17 protein-coding genes are annotated in these 19,868 nt (G+C 66.6%); all 17 read right to left on the reverse strand.

Annotation, left to right across the window (positions count from 1 at the left end):
- Window positions 1–14: 14 nt before the first annotated feature.
- Window positions 15–2,123 carry a polyribonucleotide nucleotidyltransferase gene (pnp, locus tag Q0982_RS17530; protein ID WP_299397634.1) on the reverse strand — a complete coding sequence of 703 codons (2,109 nt, stop codon included), beginning with the start codon at window positions 2,121–2,123 and terminating at the stop codon, window positions 15–17.
- Window positions 2,124–2,395: 272 nt separating this feature from the next.
- Entirely contained in the window at window positions 2,396–2,665 is a 270-nt protein-coding gene (gene rpsO, locus Q0982_RS17535) for a 30S ribosomal protein S15 (RefSeq protein ID WP_299397635.1), read from the reverse strand.
- A 17-nt stretch (window positions 2,666–2,682) separates the two neighbouring features.
- Window positions 2,683–3,609: a tRNA pseudouridine(55) synthase TruB gene (truB, locus tag Q0982_RS17540; protein ID WP_299397637.1), complete on the reverse strand. Its 927-nt coding sequence runs from the start codon at window positions 3,607–3,609 to the stop codon at window positions 2,683–2,685.
- A complete protein-coding gene (rbfA, locus tag Q0982_RS17545) occupies window positions 3,599–4,132 on the reverse strand; it encodes a 30S ribosome-binding factor RbfA (RefSeq protein WP_299397638.1) in 534 nt (177 codons plus the stop codon). The genes truB and rbfA overlap by 11 nt, the downstream gene beginning before the upstream one ends.
- 70 nt (window positions 4,133–4,202) lie before the next feature.
- Entirely contained in the window at window positions 4,203–6,791 is a 2,589-nt protein-coding gene (gene infB / locus Q0982_RS17550) for a translation initiation factor IF-2 (RefSeq protein ID WP_299397639.1), read from the reverse strand.
- Complete coding sequence (locus tag Q0982_RS17555) at window positions 6,788–7,492, reverse strand: RNA-binding protein (RefSeq protein ID WP_299397640.1); 705 nt, start codon at window positions 7,490–7,492, stop codon at window positions 6,788–6,790. The genes infB and Q0982_RS17555 overlap by 4 nt, the downstream gene beginning before the upstream one ends.
- 64 nt (window positions 7,493–7,556) lie before the next feature.
- A complete protein-coding gene (gene nusA, locus Q0982_RS17560) occupies window positions 7,557–9,239 on the reverse strand; it encodes a transcription termination factor NusA (protein ID WP_299397641.1) in 1,683 nt (560 codons plus the stop codon).
- A gap of 68 nt (window positions 9,240–9,307) precedes the next feature.
- Complete coding sequence (gene rimP, locus Q0982_RS17565) at window positions 9,308–9,889, reverse strand: ribosome maturation factor RimP (RefSeq protein WP_299397642.1); 582 nt, start codon at window positions 9,887–9,889, stop codon at window positions 9,308–9,310.
- Between the two features lie 262 nt (window positions 9,890–10,151).
- A complete protein-coding gene (locus Q0982_RS17570; RefSeq protein WP_299397651.1) occupies window positions 10,152–10,871 on the reverse strand; it encodes a tRNA (guanosine(46)-N(7))-methyltransferase TrmB in 720 nt (239 codons plus the stop codon).
- Between the two features lie 42 nt (window positions 10,872–10,913).
- Complete coding sequence (gene metK, locus Q0982_RS17575; RefSeq protein ID WP_299397653.1) at window positions 10,914–12,086, reverse strand: methionine adenosyltransferase; 1,173 nt, start codon at window positions 12,084–12,086, stop codon at window positions 10,914–10,916.
- Window positions 12,087–12,326: 240 nt separating this feature from the next.
- Complete coding sequence (locus Q0982_RS17580) at window positions 12,327–12,794, reverse strand: helix-turn-helix domain-containing protein (protein WP_299397654.1); 468 nt, start codon at window positions 12,792–12,794, stop codon at window positions 12,327–12,329.
- Between the two features lie 106 nt (window positions 12,795–12,900).
- Entirely contained in the window at window positions 12,901–14,568 is a 1,668-nt protein-coding gene (gene lnt, locus Q0982_RS17585; RefSeq protein ID WP_299397656.1) for an apolipoprotein N-acyltransferase, read from the reverse strand.
- The gene (locus Q0982_RS17590) at window positions 14,528–15,460 is read right to left on the reverse strand and encodes a hemolysin family protein (protein ID WP_299397657.1); all 933 of its coding nucleotides are present in this window, start codon (window positions 15,458–15,460) and stop codon (window positions 14,528–14,530) included. Before Q0982_RS17590 ends, lnt begins: the two co-directional genes overlap by 41 nt.
- 3 nt (window positions 15,461–15,463) lie before the next feature.
- Window positions 15,464–16,243, reverse strand: coding sequence for an rRNA maturation RNase YbeY (gene ybeY, locus Q0982_RS17595; protein ID WP_299397658.1), 780 nt, complete (start codon window positions 16,241–16,243; stop codon window positions 15,464–15,466).
- Between the two features lie 75 nt (window positions 16,244–16,318).
- Complete coding sequence (locus Q0982_RS17600) at window positions 16,319–17,365, reverse strand: PhoH family protein (RefSeq protein WP_299397659.1); 1,047 nt, start codon at window positions 17,363–17,365, stop codon at window positions 16,319–16,321.
- Complete coding sequence (miaB, locus tag Q0982_RS17605) at window positions 17,362–18,828, reverse strand: tRNA (N6-isopentenyl adenosine(37)-C2)-methylthiotransferase MiaB (RefSeq protein WP_299397660.1); 1,467 nt, start codon at window positions 18,826–18,828, stop codon at window positions 17,362–17,364. The genes Q0982_RS17600 and miaB overlap by 4 nt, the downstream gene beginning before the upstream one ends.
- Window positions 18,829–19,003: 175 nt before the next feature.
- Window positions 19,004–19,828 carry a 1-acyl-sn-glycerol-3-phosphate acyltransferase gene (locus Q0982_RS17610; protein ID WP_299397661.1) on the reverse strand — a complete coding sequence of 275 codons (825 nt, stop codon included), beginning with the start codon at window positions 19,826–19,828 and terminating at the stop codon, window positions 19,004–19,006.
- Window positions 19,829–19,868: the final 40 nt, after the last annotated feature.

A 19,868-nucleotide genomic window follows, 5' to 3' on the forward strand; every position in this document is an offset into this window, starting at 1 on the left:
TCTGGGTGCGGGCCTTAGCTGGCCTCGGCTTCCAGGTCCTCGCCGGTCTCCTGGTTCACCCGTTTCATGGAGAGCTTCACCTTGCCGCGGTCCATGCCGATGCACTTCACCTTGACGGTGTCGCCCTCGTTGACCACGTCGCCAACGGTGGCGACGCGCTGCGGCGCCAGCTCACTGATGTGCACGAGACCGTCGCGGGGTCCGAGGAAGTTCACGAAGGCGCCGAAGTCGACCACCTTCACGACCTTGCCGTCGTAGATCACGCCGACCTCGGGTTCGGCGACGATGGACTTGATCCAGTCGAGCGCCGCCTGCGCCTGATCCTGGTCGACGGCGGCCACCTTCACCGTGCCGTCGTCCTCGATGTCGATCTTGGCGCCGGTCTCCTCGGTGATCTCGCGGATCACCTTGCCACCGGTGCCGATGATGTCGCGGATCTTGTCCTTGGGCACCGTGATCACCGTGATCCGCGGGGCGTTTTCGGAGACGCCTTCGCGTGCGGTGGTCAGGGCCTTGTTCATCTCGCCCAGGATGTGCATGCGGCCGTCCTTGGCCTGGTTCAGGGCGACAGCCATGATCTCCTTGGTGATGGACGTGATCTTGATGTCCATCTGCAGCGAGGTGATGCCCTGCTCGGTGCCGGCCACCTTGAAGTCCATGTCGCCGAGGTGGTCCTCATCGCCCAGGATGTCGGAGAGCACGGCGAAGTCGTCACCCTCCTTGATCAGGCCCATGGCGATACCGGCCACCGGGCGCGCCAGGGGCACGCCGGCATCCATCATCGACAGCGAGGAACCGCAGACCGTGGCCATGGAGGAAGACCCGTTGGACTCGGTGATCTCCGAGACCACGCGAATGGTGTAGGGGAAGTCCTCCTTGCTCGGCAGCAGCGGACGCAGGGCGCGCCAGGCCAGCTTGCCGTGGCCGATTTCGCGGCGGCCCGGGGCCAGGCGGAAGCTGCACTCACCCACCGAGTAAGGGGGGAAGTTGTAGTGCAGCATGAAGTGTTCGCGGTAGCTGCCCTCCAGGGAGTCGATCAGCTGCTCGTCCTGGCCGGTGCCCAGCGTGGTGGTCGCCAGGGCCTGGGTCTCGCCGCGGGTGAAGAGCGCAGAGCCGTGGGTCAGAGGCAGCACGCCGACCTCCGACACGATCGGGCGGATGTCCGTGGTGGTGCGGCCGTCGATGCGCTTGGTCCCCTTCAGGATGTTGCCGCGCACGACATCGCTTTCCAGCGATTTGAAGAGGCCGGAGGCGAACTCCTTCTCCTCGTCGCTCAGCGGCTCCAGCGCCGCTTCGCGCACCGCCGCCAGCTTGGACTGGCGCTCCATCTTGTCGACCTCGGTATAGGCCTCGGCGAGCTTGTCCATGATGCCGCCGGCCAGCAGCTTCTCCTTGACCTCTTCGATCTCGGGGGCCGGCGGAGGCACCTCGCGCGGCTCCTTGGCGCAACGCTCGGCCAGGGCAATGATGCCGTCGATGACCGGCTGCATCTGCTCGTGACCGAAGTTCACCGCGCCCAGCATGACCTCCTCGGAAAGCTCATGCGCCTCGGACTCGACCATCAGCACACCTTCGCGGGTGCCGGCGAGGACCAGGTCAAGAGCCGCGTCCTCCATCTCGTCCATCAGCGGATTCAGCACGTACTCGCCGTCCTTGTAGCCGACCCTTGCGCCGCCGATGGGGCCGAGGAACGGCAGACCGGAGATGGTGAGGGCGGCCGAGGCGCCGACCATGGCCACGATATCGGGATCGTTCTCCAGATCGTGGCTGAGGACGGTACAGATCACCTGGGTCTCGTTCTTGTAGCCCTTGGCGAAAAGCGGCCGGATCGGCCGGTCGATCAGGCGGGAGACCAGCGTCTCCTTTTCAGAGGGGCGTCCCTCGCGCTTGAAAAACCCGCCGGGAATCTTGCCGGCGGCGAAGGTCTTTTCCTGGTAGTTCACGGTGAGCGGGAAGAAATCCATGCCCGGACGCGGCGCAGCCTCACCGACCGCGGTGCAGAGCACCACCGTCTCGCCATAGGTTGCCATGACGGCACCATTGGCCTGGCGCGCGATCTTTCCGGTCTCCAGGGTCAGCGTACGGCCGCCCCACTCGATTTCCTGCTTATGGATATCAAACATTCAAATCAGGTCCTTCCAACCTTACGCCGGTTGGTCATTTGCCAAAAAGCAAAGCGCCGGACCCGCGCAAGGGGCGCCCGGGACCCTGGTGTCCCAGAATCCTGACGCCCCTTACGTCGGCCCGGCCCTCCAAAGAGCCATCGTGCCGGCGTTGTCACGATGTCACATGCAGTCATTCGTACTCTTCGTCCGCGCCTGCGCCGCAGAACTCCGCAACCCTCAGAGGACGGCGGAAACCCGGCGGCGCGCAGCGCGGTCATGGTCGGCCCGCCTTAGCGGCGCAGGCCCAGGCGTTGGATCAGGCCCTCGTAGCGTGCCTTGTCCTTGCCCTTAACGTAGTCCAGCAGGCGCCGGCGCTGGCCAACCATGACCAGCAGGCCGCGACGCGAGTGGAAATCCTTTTTGTGGGTCTTCAGGTGGTCGGTCAGGTTCACAATGCGCTCGGTGAGGATCGCAACCTGAACTTCCGGCGACCCGGTGTCGCCCGTGTGGGTTCCATACTCTTCGATCAGCGCAGTCTTGCGCTCGGCAGTGATCGACATCGTCAGTCTCCATAACTCTAAAGATTCAAAACCCGGACCGGGTGAAGGCCGCCGGCTTCGTAACGGGCCAGGGCCACCGGCTTGCCGCCAGAGGTGGCGAAGACGATGGCTCCGTTCCTGAGGTCACGAATGCGTTCGCGGTGGGCACGTGCCACCATGGACACGGCCTGCCCGCAGCGCAGGCGGTTCGCCTCGGTTTCGGACAAGGCCAGCGCCGGGATGTCGTCCAGCGCGGTCTCAACCGGGAGCACCTGCTCCAAGGCGGCGGGACTATGCCCGATGGATTCCAAAGATTCCAGCGAAATCGCGTCGTCTTCGGTAAACGGACCTACGGTTAATCGCCGAAGCTCGGTGATATGGGCGACGGTGCCGGTGGCGCGCCCCAGGTCGCGGGCGAGCGAACGCATATAGGTGCCCTTGCCGCAGACCACCTCGAAAACGGCGTGGTCGCGATCGGGCATCTCCTTCAGGGTCAGCTTGTACACCGTCACCGTGCGGGCCTTCAGCTCAAAGTCCGCCTGGGCACGGGCCAGGTCGTAGGCGCGCCGACCCCCCACCTTGATGGCCGAATAGAGCGGCGGGATCTGCTCGATCTCGCCGGTGAAATCGGGCAGGACGGCCTCGATCGCCGCAGTCTCCGGACGCTGGTCCGACTCTTCGATCACCGCCCCCTCGGCGTCGTCGGTCTCCGTCGCCTGGCCCCAGCGCAGGGTGAAGCGATAGGACTTTCGTCCATCCATGACATAGGAGACCGTCTTGGTCGCCTCGCCCATGGCGATCGGCAGCAGGCCGGTGGCGAGCGGATCCAGGGTGCCGCCGTGGCCCAGCTTGCGCGGCCGCAGAACGCGGCGCACGCGGCCGACCACCTGGGTCGAGGTGATGCCGAGCGGCTTGTCGACCACCAGCCATCCGTTGACCGCCCGGGCCTGTCCCTTAGCGGCCATCGTCCTCGTCACCGCCGCGCGATCCGCTGGTGCCGGGATCGGACTCACCCGTGTCCGGCTGCTCGATATCGCGGGACACCCGCGGCTTGTGCAGCAGGGCGTTGATCTTCTGCGCCTCGTCGAAGCTGCCGTCGGCCTGAAAGGACAGCCGCGGCACGTGCCGCAGATGGACCTCGCGGCCAAGCTGGCTGCGCAAAAAGGCGCCGGCGCGGTTGAGAGCCTCCAGGGCCTCGGCGCTGTCGCCGCCGCCGAGCGGCACGACGAAGGCGGTGGCGTTCTTCAGGTCGGGGCTGATCCGCACTTCGGTGACCGTGAGGCTGAGATCGCTCAACACCGGGTCGTGCAGCTCGCCCCGCGCAAGGATGCGCGACAGCGCGTGCCGCAGTTCCTCGCCGACCCGAAGCTGGCGTTGGCTGGGTGCGCGTTGCCCGGCCCCGCGTTGCCCGGCCCCGCGTTGATTGGGCGCGCGCTGGCCCGATGACGGAGCGCGGCCGCGCCTGGATTGATGTCGCTGTGCAGCCATGGCCTTTACCGGCTCTTCGCCTGCTGCGGGCCGCCGCCCCTGACCTCAAGGCCAGCAGGCGGCGGAAACGCTAGAGGGCGCGGGCCACCTCTTGGATCTCGTAGCACTCGATCTGATCGCTTACCTGGATGTCGGTGTAGTTCTCGAAGGCCATGCCGCACTCATAACCTTCCTTCACTTCCCGCACCTCGTCCTTGAAGCGCCGCAGGGTCTTCAGCGTGCCGTCGTGGATGACCACGTTGTCGCGCAGCAGGCGCACCTTGGCGCCACGCTTGACCAGGCCCTCGGTGATCATGCAGCCCGCCACCTTGCCGACCTTGGAGTTGGAGAACACCTGACGGATCTCGGCGTAGCCCAGGAACTGCTCCTGCTGCTTGGGCGCAAGCAGGCCGCTGAGGGCCGCCTTCACATCGTCCACCACGTCGTAGATGATCGAGTAGTAGCGGATATCGACGGAATCGCGGCGCGCCAGTTCGCGGGCCTGCGGATTGGCGCGCACGTTGAAGGCGACGATGATGGCCCCGGTCGCCCCGGCCAGCGTGACGTCGGACTCGTTGATGCCGCCGACGCCGCTGTGCAGCACGCGCACCTTGACCTCTTCGTTGCCCAGCTTCTCGAAGCTGCTGACAATCGCTTCCATCGAGCCATGCACGTCGGACTTGACGACGACCGGCAGTTCGCTGGCCTCGCCCTCCTTGATGCGGCTCATCATCTGTTCCAGCGTGCCGCGGCCGGATGCGGTGATCTCGCTCTCGCGCCGGGTGCGCTGACGGTACTCGGCGATTTCGCGGGCGCGGCTCTCGTTCTCCATGACCGTGAAGTCATCGCCCGCAAAGGGGGTGCCGTTCAGGCCGAGCACTTCCACCGGAACCGCCGGGCCGGCTTCCTTGACCTGCTCGCCGCGCTCGTTCACCAGCGCGCGTACACGCCCCCACTCGCTGCCGGCCACGAAGATGTCGCCGACCTGCAGGGTGCCGCGTTGCACCAGGACGGTGGCCACCGATCCGCGGCCGCGCTCCAGCTTGGCCTCAACCACCACACCCTCGGCCACGCGGTCGGGGTTGGCCTTCAGTTCCAGAAGCTCGGCCTGCAGCAGGATGGCTTCCTCGAGCTTGTCGAGGTTGGTTCGCTCCGTGGCGGAAACATCGATGGCCAGGATGTCGCCGCCCATGTCTTCGACGATGAGCTCGTGCTGCAGCAGTTCCTGCTTCACCCGCGCGGAATCGGCGCCCGGCTTGTCGATCTTGTTGATCGCCACGATGATCGGCACCTCGGCGGCCTTGGCGTGGTTGATCGCCTCGACCGTCTGCTCCTTGATGCCGTCGTCGGCGGCAACCACCAGGATCACGATGTCGGTGACGTTGGCACCGCGCGAGCGCATCTCGGTGAAGGCGGCGTGGCCCGGCGTATCGACGAAGGTGATCCGCTCGCCGGAGGCCAGGCGCACCTGATAGGCCCCGATATGCTGGGTGATGCCGCCGGCCTCGCCGGAGACGACGTCGGTCGACCGCAGGGCGTCGAGCAACGATGTCTTGCCGTGGTCGACGTGGCCCATGACGGTGACCACCGGCGGCCGCGCCTGCAGGGCCTCGGGGTCGTCGTCGGCGCCGCGCATGCCGATTTCCACGTCGGAAGCGGAAACGCGCTTGATCTTGTGGCCGAATTCCTCGACCACAAGCTCCGCCGTGTCGGCGTCGATCGACTGGGTGATGGTCGCCATAACCCCCATCTTCATCAATGCTTTCACCACGTCTGCGCCGCGCGCGGCCATGCGGTTGGCCAGCTCCTGCACCGTGATGATTTCCGGCACGACGACCTCGCGGATGACCTTCTGCGGCGGCTGGTGCGGCTGATGGCCGGCACTGGCACGCAGCTGCTTTTCGCGCTGGCGCTTGACCGAAGCCAGGGAGCGCTGGCGCGTCTCCTGGCCGTCCAGGGCCTGGCTGATGGTCAGCTTGCCGGAGCGCCGGCGCTGCTCGCCGCGGCGGCCTGGCGTCGCCTTGGGAGGGGCAGCGGGTTTGCGCTTTACGCGCCCGGCCGCATCGTCGCTTTCACCCGTTTTGGCCTTGGGCGCCGGCTTGGCCGCCGGGGTTGCGGCCGGCGCCGCTGCGGGTTCCGCCGGCGCTGCGGCCGCAGCCTGCTCAGCCGCACGTTCGGCTTCGAGCTCGGCCTGACGCTTTGCCTCTTCGGCAGCCTTGGCGCGCTCGGCCTCTTCCTCGGCCTCGCGGCGCTCCCGCTCCTCAGCGGCCAGCTTGGCCTGCTCGGCGCGGCGTTCCGCCTCTTCAGCCTCGCGCTCGCGCCGGCTGGCCTCTTCCTCCTTGGCAATCTCCAAGGCCCGTGCGCGGCTCGCCCGCTCCTCGGCGGAGAGGTGATGCTTGCTGCTCGGCTTTTCCTCGACCGTCTCGACGGGGGCGGCGTCCGCGGCTTCGGCGAGGACGTTCTCCGCTTCCTTGCCGGACTCGGTGACCTCCTTCATGCGGCCGGAAGAGCCGCGCTCGAAGGTGCGGCTGCGCTTCACCTCAACGGTAACCGCCTTGCTCCGGCCATGGCTGAAGCTCTGGCGCACCTGGCCCGTCTCAACCGTCTTCTTCAGCTGCAGCTTGCCCGGCCGGTTCAGCTTCAACGGCCTCTTGGCTTCGCTTTCCTTGCTTGTCGTCATGTGCTCCAGCGCTCACCTTCGGTTGGGCGCCCAACCCCGTTTCCTCGATCCTGACCGCCCCGCAGACCCGCAAGGCGCTCCACATCCCTCTCCAGGGCCGCCGCAAAGCGGCCCCGCATCACGCCGACATGAACGGCCGCAGACCGCCCCAGGGCAGCGCCCAAAGCCGCAGCGTCGCAGAACGACTGGACGGCCGTTCCTTTGCCCACCGCCTGCGCCAGGGCACGCAGCTTGTCGGTTCCGTCCGCGGCGCCGTCTTCGGCCTGCAGCAACAGCCCGATGCGGTCCGCCTTCAACGCCGCCTTGACCTTCTCATAGCCGACGACAACGGAACCCGCCCGCCGTGCCAGCCCAAGCTGATCGAGACACCGCCGCAAGGCCAAGAGCTCGACTTGCTCGACAAGATCGGAAGGCACACGAAGCTGCCTTTTCGCCGCCCTGGCAAAAAGGTTCTTTTTGCACGCCTTTTCCATCATATCGCGGCGCGGCTGCAACCACAAACCCCTGCCGGGCAGGCGCTCGCCAAGATCGGGAACCACCTGGCCCTCGGGGTCGACGGCAAAGCGCAGCAAGTCCGCCTTGGGCAAGACGGCGCCACTGGCCAGACAGCGCCGCAGCGGTTGCCGCGGCGCCTTGGCGGTGGCGCCCGCGCCGCCCGCGGGGCGGCGGCTGTGCTTGCTTTCGGCGGTCGTTGCCAACATGCCTCCTTCGCTTAACTCCTTCAGCCGCTTAGCTTTCCGGCTGAGTCTCTGCCTGGCTCTCTGCCTAACTCTCTGGCTGACTTTCCGCCTGGGCGGCGTCTTCGCCCTCCGGGGCTGCATCCCCTGGGGCGCCTTCTCGGGCGCCTTCTGCGGCGTCTTCTGGGGCGCCTTCCTCGTCCTCGAACCAGTGGGCGCGGGCGGCCATGATGATGCCGTTCGCCTGGTCCTGGCTCATCGGGCTGCCGGCCAGCACCTCTTCGACTTCCTTCTCGGAAAGCCCGGCCATGCCCTCCAGCGTCGTCTCGCCCCGCAGGCTCGACGAGGCGAAGCGCAACTCGTCCGCCGAGAGATCGGCAAGATCGTCCAGGGTCAGCACGCCCAACTCGCCGAGCGTGACGAGCAGCGAGGGCGACAGGCCCTCCAGTTCCGTCAGCTCGTCGGTCACGCCCAGCTCGCGCCGGCGCTCCTCGTTGATGCGGTCCATTTCCTCGAGATAGGAGCGGGCCCGGGCACGCAGCTCTTCGGCCACCTCCTCGTCGAAGCCTTCGATCTGCGCCAGTTCCTCGACCGGCACGAAGGCCACCTGCTCCAGGGCCGTGAAGCCCTCGGCAACCAAGAGGTGGGCAATCACGTCGTCGACATCAAGGGCGTCGATGAACATCTGGGAGCGGGCGCGGAACTCGTCCTGGCGGCGGCGCGACTCCGTCTCCTCGGTCATGATGTCGATGTCCCAGCCGGTGAGGATGGACGCCAGGCGCACATTCTGACCGCGCCGGCCGATGGCCAGCGAGAGCTGATCGTCGGGCACCACCACCTCGATCCGGCCCTGGTCCTCGTCCAGCACCACCTTGCTCACCTCAGCCGGCGCCAGGGCGTTGACCACGAAGGTCGCGGTGTCTTCCGACCAGGGGATGATGTCGATCTTCTCGCCCTGCAGCTCGCTGACAACGGCCTGGACCCGGCTGCCGCGCATGCCCACGCAGGCGCCCACCGGATCGATAGAGGAATCGTAGGAAATGACGGCGATCTTGGCGCGGCTGCCGGGATCGCGGGCGACGGCCTTCAGTTCGATGATTCCGTCATAGATTTCAGGAACTTCCTGGGCGAAGAGCTTGGCCATGAACTGCGGATGGCTGCGCGAGACGAAGATCTGCGGGCCGCGCTGCTCCTCGCGCACGTCGTAGATGTAGCCGCGCACCCGGTCGCCGGTGCGGAAGGACTCCCGCGGCAGCGTCTCGTCGCGGCGCATCAGCGCCTCGGCGCGGCCGAGGTCGATGGTCACGTTGCCGAACTCGTTGCGCTTGACGATGCCGTTCACCACCTCGCCGACGCGATCCTGGTACTCGTCGTACTGGCGCTTGCGCTCGGCCTCACGGACCTTCTGCACGATGACCTGCTTGGCGGTCTGCGCGGCGATGCGCCCGAGGTCGATCGGCGGCAGTTCCTCGATGATGAAGTCGCCGGGGCCGACACCGTCCTGGCGCGCCTGGGCGTCCTTGGTCAGGATCTGCGTGAACTCGTTCTCGACCTCGTCGGTCACCTCGCGGTAACGCCGCAGGCGAACCTCGCCGGACTTGCGGTCGATCTCGGCGCGGATGTCGTGCTCGTGACCGTACTTGGCCCGGCCCGCCTTGGAGATGGCTTGCTCCATCGCCTCAAGAACTTCGTCCCGCTCGATAGACTTCTCACGGGCCACGGCATCGGCGACCTGAAGAAGTTCGGTTCGTGCAAGAGCGCTGGTATCCATCGCGTTTCTCAATCCCAAGATGTCTTGTCGTCAGTCAGCGGCGCGCCCGCGACAGGGCGGCACCACCGCTAGTTCTTTTCCGCCACGGCCCCCTCGGCCAGCGGCGACTCCGCCGGCACATCCGGGTGCCGGCTGGCCGCGATCAACTCGTCTGTCAGCACCAGCTTCGCCTTTTGCATGGCGGCAAAGGGCAGGGCAATCTCGCCCTCTTCGCAGTCCAGCACCACCGACTCGCCGCGGGTGCCCAAAAGACGGCCGGAGAACCGCCGGCGCCCGTCGATCGGATTGACCATCTCAACCCGGCCTTCGAAGCCGGCAAAGCGGTCGAAATCCACCAGTCGTGTGAGCGGCCGGTCGATCCCGGGAGAGCTCACCTCAAGGGTGTAAGCCGACTCGATCGGGTCTTCGACGTCCAGAATCGCCGCCACCGCGCGGCTGACTTCGGCACAGTCGTCGACGTTCATGCCGCCGTCGGTATGGCGCTCGGCCATGATCTGAAGGCGCAGGCGCTCGCCGCCGGACAGCAGAACCCGGACAATGTCGTAACCCATCGCCTGCAGCGCAGGGGCGATCAGGGCTTCGACTTCCGCAGCCTTGCCTTCGCTGGTCTTGGCCAGCCCTGAGGAGGCCGGTTCCAAGGCCTGGGGCACTGCCCACTCTCCCATCGACGTGATGCTCGAACAAAAAAGGGCGGGCCAGAGGCCCACCGCTCGGTAGCCCGACGATCCCTGTTACTCCGGTATCGCCACTTTGACAGAGCCGGACTTTACGCCTGCAACCCGCAGCCCGCAAGGCATTTCTCTGGATTCCGTGCCCCGCCAAACCCCCCGCCAAACCCCCTGCCAAACCCCCTGCCGGGAGCCCTGTCGGCTGCCCTGCCAGACGCTCTGACGGCCGCCCGCCCGCAAGCGCTTAACGGCCGGTCTCTGCCTCCCGGCGGGGCCGGCGCCGAAAACGCAGAAAGGCCGGCCTGCGTCCGGCCGCAAGAGCCTTCTGTTCGTAGCGGGTCGCCGGCCAGTCATCCGGGCGCTGGCGCCAATCGCCAGGCCGCCGCGCCTGCCACTGCAGGGCCGGGTGGGCGGTCAGGCGCTGCAGCGCCCAGGCGAGATAGCCGGGGTCATCGCTGGCAAACCGCAGCTCGCCGCCGTCTTTCAGGAGCCGGGCCAGAAGGTCGACCGTGGCCGCCTGGATCAGGCGGCGCTTGTGGTGACGGCGCTTCGGCCAGGGATCAGGAAAGAGGATGAAAATCTTATCGAACAGAGCATCCGGCAGGCACTCCATGAGGTCCCGCGCATCGCCGATGTAGAGCCGCAGGTGCGGCGGCGGCTCGGCCGGCAGCTGGTCGAGCAGACTGGCCACGCCGGTGATGAAGTATTCGGCCGCTATAAAGCCGGCGTCGGGATGCCGCCCCATCTGCCAGGCCAGATGCTCACCGCCGCCAAAACCGATCTCCAGAAACAGGCGGTCCGGCAAGGGATCGAAGAGGGCCCCGGCAGCCAGCCGGCCCGGCGGATCGGGAAGCCCGACCTGCAGGTCCGGAAGGCGCGCTTCCAGAAGCGCCCGCCGGCCGGCACGCAAGGGGCGCCCCTGCCGACGGCCATAGAGGTTGCGCCGCTGACCGTCGCGCGCCATCGACGCCCTCAAACCCTCGGAAGGGAGCGCCCGCAGAAACCGCTACAGGCCGACGGCGCTGCGCAGCGGATCGACGAGATCGGTACGCTCCCAGGAGAAGCCGCCGTCGGCGTCCGGCGCGCGCCCGAAATGGCCGTAGGCGGCGGTGCGGGCATAGATCGGTCGCGACAGCGAGAGGTGTTCGCGAATACCGCGCGGCGAAAGGTCCATCAGATCTTGCAGAGCCTTTGAGAGCTTCGCTTCGTCAACCCTGGCCGTGCCCTGGCCGTCGACATAGACCGACAGCGGTTTGGAAACGCCGATGGCGTAGGAGAGCTGGATCACGCAGCGGTCGGCGAGGTCGGCGGCGACCACGTTCTTGGCCAGATAGCGCGCAGCATAGGCCGCCGAACGATCCACCTTGGTGGGATCCTTGCCCGAGAAGGCGCCGCCGCCATGCGGCGCGGCGCCGCCGTAGGTATCGACGATAATCTTGCGGCCGGTCAGGCCCGCATCGCCGTCCGGTCCGCCGATCACGAAGCGGCCCGTCGGATTGACGTAGAAGTCTTCCTCCGCACACATCCAGCCGTCCGGCAGCACGTTGACCACGTGAGGCCGCACGATCTCGCGCACCTCGTCCTGATCCAGGTCACCGCTGTGCTGCGTGGACACCACAATGGAGGTGGCCCGCACCGGCTTGCCGTCGACGTACTCCAGAGTGACCTGGCTCTTGGAGTCCGGCAGCAGCCCCGGCTCGGCGCCGGAGTGGCGCGCCTCGGCCAGGGATCGCAGGATGTTGTGGGAGAGATAGATCGGGGCGGGCATCAACTCTTCGGTTTCACGGCAGGCATAACCGAACATGATGCCCTGGTCGCCGGCGCCTTCATCCTTGTTGCCGGCGGCATCGACGCCCTGGGCGATGTCGGCCGACTGTTCGTGGATGAAGTTTTCCACCGTCATGCGGTCCCAGTGGAAGCCCTCCTGCTCGTAACCGATTTCCTTGACCGCATGGCGGGCGACCTGCTCGATCAGGTCGCTGGTGACCGCGGCGGGACCGCGCACCTCACCCGCAAGGACGATGCGATTTGTCGTGGACAGTGTTTCAACGGCGACGCGAGAAAACGGATCGTGGGTGAGGAAGGTGTCGACAATGGCATCGGAGACCCGGTCGCAGACCTTGTCGGGGTGACCTTCCGAAACCGATTCACTGGTGAAGAGATAGCTGCCGTTACGCACTGTTTTGCTCCCGCTCGTTCGGGCCCTAAGACCATTACAGCCCGCTGGGAATAGCGATGCCGTCAGGCAATTGCAAGAAACAAGCTGAAGAGCATTGCAAGGAACGCACCCGATACGGGTCGGGCGGCCGCCAAAGGATGCCGGGCGGCCTCAGCGACACCGAAGCATCGCAGGCCGAAAAAGACAGTGGTTCTGCTTTGTACCGAAAGACCTTTACGCAAGCGCCGTGGGAAAGGGGCGCTACTCGTCTTCTTTGGCGGAGTCCTTGCTGGCGGCAGCGGCCAGGGCCTTCGTCATCTCGAAAAGGCGTTTGCGCACACTGGGATCTTCGATCTTGTAGTAGGCCCTGACCAGCTCCAGGGTCTCCCGCTTCACGAGAGGATCGAGTTCCTGCTCGGGAGGTTGGGTCACACCCGGACGCTGCGCCGGCGAACTCGCGGCGACGTCGCTGGGCATCTCATCGAAGAAGAAACCCACCGGCACGTCGAGCACACGCGACAGATCGAAGAGGCGGCTCGCGCCCACACGGTTCGCGCCCCGCTCGTATTTTTGAACCTGCTGGAATGTCAGCCCGATCGCTTCGCCGAGCTTCTCCTGACTCATGCCAAGGAGTGTCCGCCTCAAGCGAACCCGGCCCCCCACATGCACATCGACCGGATTTGGCCCGCCTGTCCGGCGGTCACCCAGCGCCGCACCCTGTCGCGCCATTCGCACCTTACCTTAGTTTCAGGAATCAACAGAACCGTAGGACTTTAGGCATACACCTGTATGCCAACAGCCGGTTGATTCGTCAAGGGCTCTATGTCTTAGTCGGTTAAACGAAACGCCGCAACACAAATATAACACAAGTAGATAGAAACAATTCTACCAAGTAGAGCCAATTACCCGCATGGGAATAAATGGTTCGACCTGTAGCAGCCTCGGGTAGTTCTGTATCAATAATACCTCGATCATTGAGATTAATTTGATCGAGAATTCGACCGTAAGAGTCCACCACTGCCGAAATTCCGTTATTGGCAACACGAATGAGAGGTATTCCTTCTTCAACTGCACGCATTCGCGCAGAGGCGAAGTGTTGATAGGGACCGCTGGAGTCGCCGAACCAGGCATCGTTAGTCACATTGAGCAGCCAGCGCGGCGCGGCCCTGTCCCCCTCTGCACCCCCCTCTGCACCCCCCTTTGCGCGCCCCTGTGCGGTCGGGGCGGTGACCTTGCCCGGAAAGATGATCTCGTAACAGATCAGCGGACTGAAGGCCGGCAGCCCGGGCAGGTCGATGGTCTGCAAACCCGGGCCGGGTGAGAAGTCGCGGCTGCCGGCGGTAAGCTTGGCGAGGCCCAGGAGATCGCGCAGCGGGGTGTACTCTCCGAAGGGCACCAGGTGCACCTTGTCGAAGGTCGCCGCGATCCGCCCGCTGTCGTCGAGCGCGTAGAGGGAGTTCCAGATCCGTCCTTCCGGCTTGTCCGGCTCGACCCGGGGCGCACCGGCAATGAGAAAGCCGCCCGGCGGAACCACGGCGGTGAGTTCGCGCTGCAGCACCGGCTCGGCAGACAGCAGGTAAGGGATCGCGGTCTCCGCCCAGATGATATGGGTGCGGTTCTCGAAGCCAGGGGCCAGCGACATGCGCATCTGGGTGCGGACATGCTCGGCGCGCAGATCGCGGCGCCACTTCAGCGCCTGAGGAATGCTCGGCTGCACGAGGCGCAGGCGCACCTCCTCCACCATCGCCGTCCCGGCTGCCGGCGCGCCAGCCAGGCGCCAGGCCCCGTAGCCCCAGGAGAGCGCGGGCAGCAGCAGCGCCACGGCGACAAAGCCGCGGATACGGTGGCGGCGCCCCGGCCGCCCGGCCAGCAGGGCCGGCGCCGTCGCCGCGGTCACCGTGATCAGGCTGAGCAGCCAGACGCCCCCCAAAGCGGTGAGCTGTATCGTCTCGGACGAAAAGGCCCAGACCGACCCCATCAGGTTCCAGGGAAAGCCGGTGAGCACCCAGCTGCGCAGACCTTCGCCCAGCAGCCAGGCGGTCGCGAAACAGACGACGCGGGCCGGCCCCGTCAATCTGCTGCGCGCGGTGATCCAGAAGGCCAGGGCGGGAAAAAGCGCCAGACCGGCCGCCAGGCCGCCAACCGCGAAGGGCATGGCAAAGCCGAAACGCTCCGCATCCACCAGAAAGGCGTGACCCACCCAGTAGAGGCCGACGGCGAAATGACCGGTGCCGAAAGCCCAGCCGGTGAGCGCCGCCTGACGCCCCGTCCTTGCGCCATCGAGGAGCCAGAACGCACCCACGAAAGCCGGCACCAGGAGCGGCAGGAGATAGAGCGGCGGCATCGCCAGGGACGCAAGTCCGCCGCAGACCGCGGCCAGGCCCAGGCGGCGCCATCCGCTGAGCGCGGCCAGGCGCTGCGGCCAGGCCCGGGCTTCGCCCTGCGGGCCGCCGGCGCCGGTCTCAGCCGTCATTGCCGTGACGGGCAAGACGGTCAGCGACATTGTGAACGCGCAGACGCTTCACCCGGCGCGGATCGGCCTCCAGAACCTCGAAGCTGACACCGCTGCTTTCGTGTTCGACCAACTCGCCACGGCCGGGCACACGCCCGGCCAGAGAGAACAGCAACCCACCCAGGGTGTCGATGTCCTCTTCGCGTTCCTCCTCCGACAGCACCGGACCGATCTTGGCCTCGAATTCCTCGATGGTGGCCCGGGCGTCGGCCAGCAGACTGCCGTCCGCGCGTTCGATCAGCTTCGGCCCTTCGGCGACGTCGTGCTCGTCTTCGATTTCGCCGACGATCTCCTCGACCAGGTCTTCGATGGTCACCAGCCCGTCGATCCCGCCGAACTCATCCACCACCAGCGCCATGTGAACGCGCGAGAGGCGCATCTCCAAGAGCAGGTCGAGCACGCGCATGGAGGGGGCGACGACGAGAATGCGGCGCACGAGGTCGACCAGATCGAAGGTGCGCTCGCCCTTCATGTAGGTCAGCACGTCCTTGATGTGGACGATGCCGACCACCTCGTCCAGGGTCTCGCGGTAGACCGGCAGGCGCGAGTGTCCGGCCTCGCTCATCACATCGATGAGCGCCTCGATAGGCGTGTCGAGATCGACCGCGACGATATCGGCGCGCGGCACCATGACGTCATAGGCGGTGAGGTGGCGCAGCCGCAGGATGTTGGAGAGCATGACCCGCTCGTCGCTGCTGATCGGCGCAACGACCTCCTCCTCGCCCTCGACCTCCTTGATCTCGTCGATGATCTCTTCAAGGGTTTCGCGCAGCTGGGCTTCGCTCTGCCGCGACTTCACCAGCCCGCGCAGACGCTGCCAGAGCCCTATGCCGTTCTGGCCGTTGCCCCGGGGACTTCGTCCGTTGCCGGAAGGTTCGGCCATGGCTCAGCTCCCGCCGCCAGAGACAGAACGACCGGAGGCGGAATGCGCAGGGATATCGTTACCGTGGACGTCTTGACCGGGGACATCCTGACCGGGGACATCCTGACCCGCCGGGCCCCCGCCCGGCCCGTCCGGCGCCTGCAGGTCCGCGGGGGTGTAAGGGTCGGCGGGGGTGTAAGGGTCGGCGGGGGTGTAAGGGTCTGCGGGGGTGTAAGGGTCGGCCACCCCCAGGCCGGCCAGCACTGCCACCTCCAGGGACTCCATGATGTCGGCTTCCGCGTCGGTGGTGTGATCGTAGCCGAGTAGATGCAGAAAGCCGTGCACGAGCAGATGCGTGCTGTGATCGGCGATACTCTTGCGCTGCTCCGCGGCTTCGCGCAGCACCGTTTCACGGGCCAGGACGATATCGCCCAGCAGGCGCGGCGGCGCGCCCGCTGGGTCCCGGGCCGGCGGGGCCTCTCCCATCATGGTCGGGGCCCCGTCCATGTTCGGAAAAGACAGAACGTTGGTCGGGCCTTCGCGCCCGCGGTAGCCCTTGTTCAGGGCGGCGACAGCGTCGTCGTCGGCGAAGACCAGGCTCACTTCGAGCCGCTCGCCAGCCGTATGGCCGGGGTCGCGCCGCGCCGCGCCCTGCAGCCCCGCCTCGATCGACCGCCGGGCGATCGCCTCCAGTCCGGCGACATGCTCTTTCCACGCCTCGTCCTGGACGATGATGGCGATCTCCAGCCGGCCCGTTCCGGTTAAGGCGTTCCCAGATGCGTCGTTGCCAGATGTTTCGTTCATTGTCTCGGCCATCGGTTCCGGCGGCGGCAGCCCCTGATCCCAGTGCCCCAGATGAGGTCCCGGGGAGGGCCAGTCCTATCGCTGCGGACCGAAAAGATCTCCCTCCCCGGATCTGCTGGCGTCGTAGGCGGCATAGGCACGCACGATGCGTGTCACCAGGGAATGGCGCACGACATCTGCTGCCGTGAACTGGACAAAGGCGACCCCTTCCATATCGGCCAGGATGCCGGCGGCCTCGCGAAGGCCCGAGGGCGCACCCCTGGGCAGGTCGATCTGCGAGAGATCGCCGGTGATCACCATGCGGCTGTTCTCGCCCAAACGGGTCAGGGCCATCTTCATCTGCACCGGCGTGGTGTTCTGCGCCTCGTCAAGAATGATGAAGGCGTTGGAGAGTGTGCGGCCCCGCATGAAGGCAAGCGGCGCCACTTCGATCTCACCGTTCGACAGGCGGCTGGCGACCTGGGTGGCGGGCAGCATGTCGTAGAGCGCGTCGTAGAGCGGCCGCAGATAGGGATCCACCTTTTCGGTCAGATCGCCGGGCAGGAAGCCAAGCCGCTCGCCGGCTTCGACGGCCGGGCGCGAGAGGATGATCCGCTCGACCACGCCGTCGATCAGCATCGAGATCGCCATCGCCGCGGCCAGATAGGTCTTGCCGGTGCCGGCCGGCCCGATGCCGAAGACCATCTCGTGGCTGCGCAGGGCCTGAACGTAGGCCTTCTGCCCCGGCGACCGCGGCGTCAGGCGCCGCTTGCGGGTCACAATCGCCAGCTCGTCGGAATGCACCGCCGCCGCGGCATGATGGCCGCTTTCGTGGTCAGGCGCCTGGACCGCCATGCGGATCACCGCATCGACCTCGCCGTCGCCGACGTCGAGACCCTTGCGCAGCCGTTCGTAAAGCGCGGTGAGGGCGGCGTTGGCGGCCTCTACGGAATCCGCCGGACCGGTGATCGCCAGGCGGTTGCCGCGCGAGGCAAGGCTCACGCCGAGCTGTTGCTCGATGCGCAGCAGGTTCTGATCGTGCTCGCCGTAGAGCAGCGGCAGAAGACTGTTGTCATCGAACTGCAGGAAGATCGGCTCACCCTTGCGGCCCTCGGCCGCGCCGCTGAGACTGTCTGAGCTCAAGCTGAGATCCTTGCGCTTGCCGGGGCCTGTGCGGGGCCTTCTGCCAGAGAGTCGACCGCAGCGGCAACGGCTTTGGAAGCACGGCGGTCCTCGGCGATCAGGTCCTCGGCCATGACCAGGCGGCCGGAGAGGGAGTTGGCGGTGGCACCCTCGATGGCGACGTCGAGCAGCGCGCCGGTCAAGCGGCCCTGGCCGACGGAAGAGACCGGCACGTGGACGGATTGCATGTAGGGGCTGCGGCCGACCAACTGGCCGGCCTTGCGCCCCGGCCTCTCGAGCAGCACCGGAAGCGTCTTGCCGACGCAGGCCCGGTTGAAGGCCATGGCCTGAGCGCCGAGCAGTTGCTGCAAAGCCGCCAGGCGTTCGGTCTTGACCTCTTCGGGCACCTGATCGGCCTCGACCGCCGCCGGAGTGCCCGGGCGCGGGCTGTATTTGAAGGAGTAGGCCTGGGCGTAGCCGACCTCGGTGACCAGGCGCAGGGTTGCGGCAAAGTCGGCATCGGTTTCGCCGGGAAAGCCGACGATGAAGTCCGACGACAGGGCGATGTCGGGCCGTGCCAGCCGCAACCGGTCGACGATGCGCAGATAGTCGTCGGCGCTGTGCTGGCGGTTCATGGCGGCCAGCACCCGGTCGGAGCCCGATTGCACCGGCAGATGCAGATAGGGCATGACCTTGGGGTCTTCGCCGTGGGCGGCGATCAGTGCATCGTCCATGTCACGCGGGTGCGAGGTGGTGTACCGCAGGCGGGTGACGCCCTCGATCTCTGCGACCGCCCGCAGCAGCCGGCCGAGACCCCAGGTTCCGCCGTCGGCGGCCTCGCCGTGATAGGCATTGACGTTCTGGCCGAGCAGCGTGATCTCCTGCGCGCCGGCAGCGGCGAGACGCCGGGCCTCAGCCAGCACCGCGGCGACCGGCCGCGAGAACTCCGCCCCGCGGGTATAGGGAACCACGCAGAAGCTGCAGAATTTGTCGCAGCCCTCCTGGATCGACAGAAAGGCGGCGGCCCCGGGATCGGCGCTTTCTTCCGGCAGGTGATCGAACTTCGACTCCACGGGAAAGTCGATATCCAGATGGCCGCCGGCGCGCGCGGCCCGGACTACCATCTCGGGCAGGCGGTGATAGGTCTGCGGACCGAAGACCAGATCCACCTGGGGCGCGCGGCGCAGGATCTCATCGCCCTCGGCCTGGGCCACGCAACCGGCGACCGCCAGCACCATCTCGCCACCTGCGGCGCGGCGCTCCTCCTTGAAGGCACGCAGACGGCCCAGTTCGGAGAACACCTTTTCCGAGGCTTTCTCGCGGATGTGGCAGGTGTTGAGGATCACCATGTCGGCGCCGCGCGGACTGTCGGCCGGCGCATAGCCGAGCGGCGCCAGGACGTCTGCCATCCTCGCGGAATCGTAGACGTTCATCTGACAGCCGTAGGTCTTGATGAAGAGGCGTTTTTTGCGGTTCTGCTTCACACTCGTCCTAATCTGGCGTCCTGTATCCGGCCCGACCCTGCAGATCGTCGGCGCCGCCCGGAAACTGCGGCCCACGATGCGCGGCCTGAGCCGATACCCCTCTCTCCGACAACCCTTTCTATAGTACCATATTTCGCCCCGGCGAACCCCCGCCTAAAGCGGCGCAAGCCCGCGCTCATCCCGCCTCCAGCAGGCCCGCAGGGCGCTGCGGGCGCCCGGACAGCGCCGAAGCCACACCGCCGGACACCACGGCATGACAGTGGTCGCAGAGCGCCTTGCGGGAGCCGAAGCCCTCAATGGTCACCGGCTCATGATACTCCACAACCACCGTTACATAGCCGAGGCTCAGCGCGTGCCAGAGATGGGGGCCCAGCTCCATATCGCCGTACCAGGCAAAAAACGGCCTTAGATAGCGCCCCAGAGGCACGCCGTCGAGTCTCGTATAGCTGATGGAAACCGGCTGGATGGTAAGGGCCTGCCCGCGCGGACGGCGCTCGGCAACCGAGAAGAGGGCGCTCTTGAACGGCAGAATACCGTTGCCGTCGCCGGAAGTGCCTTCGGCGAAGAGCACCAGATCGTCGCCCTCCTCCAGCCGCCGGGCGATTTCATCGCGGTGCTCGGCGGTGCGCTGGGCGCGGCGTTCGACGAAGACGGTCTCCTGCAGCCTGGCGAGCCAGGAGAAGAAGGGCCATGTGGCGACCTCCGCCTTGGCGACGAAGGAAACCTTGGAGAGCGCCCCCAGGATCTCCACGTCGAGGTAGGAGACATGATTGGCGACGAAGAGCGTCGGATGCGCCTGGGAGACCTCGCCGCGCGCCTCGATCCGAATGCCCAGAATCCGGCAGGAGTGGCGGTGGTACCAGTGCGGCAGTGTCTTGCGCAGCGGCCAGCGCAGGCTTACCGCCAACCACTGCACCGGCATTACGGCTGCGGTAAAGGTGAAGTAGACCAGCATGCGGCCGACGGCGGTCGTCGGCGAGCCGAAGTTCGGGGCAGTCATAGGCTGAGAGGCGTCATGGGCTAGGAGGCCGTCTTGGAAC

It is taken from the genome of Pelagibius sp. (assembly GCF_028281305.1).
Lineage (GTDB): Bacteria > Pseudomonadota > Alphaproteobacteria > Kiloniellales > Kiloniellaceae > Pelagibius.

Bases quoted from the DNA above. Each gene is read 5' to 3' on its own strand.
- pnp (WP_299397634.1), bottom strand. From the start codon at position 2,123: ATGTTTGATATCCATAAGCAGGAAATCGAGTGGGGCGGCCGTACGCTG.
- rpsO (WP_299397635.1), bottom strand. From the start codon at position 2,665: ATGTCGATCACTGCCGAGCGCAAGACTGCGCTGATCGAAGAGTATGGA.
- truB (WP_299397637.1), bottom strand. From the start codon at position 3,609: ATGGCCGCTAAGGGACAGGCCCGGGCGGTCAACGGATGGCTGGTGGTC.
- rbfA (WP_299397638.1), bottom strand. From the start codon at position 4,132: ATGGCTGCACAGCGACATCAATCCAGGCGCGGCCGCGCTCCGTCATCG.
- infB (WP_299397639.1), bottom strand. From the start codon at position 6,791: ATGACGACAAGCAAGGAAAGCGAAGCCAAGAGGCCGTTGAAGCTGAAC.
- Q0982_RS17555 (WP_299397640.1), bottom strand. From the start codon at position 7,492: ATGTTGGCAACGACCGCCGAAAGCAAGCACAGCCGCCGCCCCGCGGGC.
- nusA (WP_299397641.1), bottom strand. From the start codon at position 9,239: ATGGATACCAGCGCTCTTGCACGAACCGAACTTCTTCAGGTCGCCGAT.
- Q0982_RS17570 (WP_299397651.1), bottom strand. From the start codon at position 10,871: ATGGCGCGCGACGGTCAGCGGCGCAACCTCTATGGCCGTCGGCAGGGG.
- Q0982_RS17580 (WP_299397654.1), bottom strand. From the start codon at position 12,794: ATGGCGCGACAGGGTGCGGCGCTGGGTGACCGCCGGACAGGCGGGCCA.
- lnt (WP_299397656.1), bottom strand. From the start codon at position 14,568: ATGTCGCTGACCGTCTTGCCCGTCACGGCAATGACGGCTGAGACCGGC.
- Q0982_RS17590 (WP_299397657.1), bottom strand. From the start codon at position 15,460: ATGGCCGAACCTTCCGGCAACGGACGAAGTCCCCGGGGCAACGGCCAG.
- ybeY (WP_299397658.1), bottom strand. From the start codon at position 16,243: ATGAACGAAACATCTGGCAACGACGCATCTGGGAACGCCTTAACCGGA.
- Q0982_RS17610 (WP_299397661.1), bottom strand. From the start codon at position 19,828: ATGACTGCCCCGAACTTCGGCTCGCCGACGACCGCCGTCGGCCGCATG.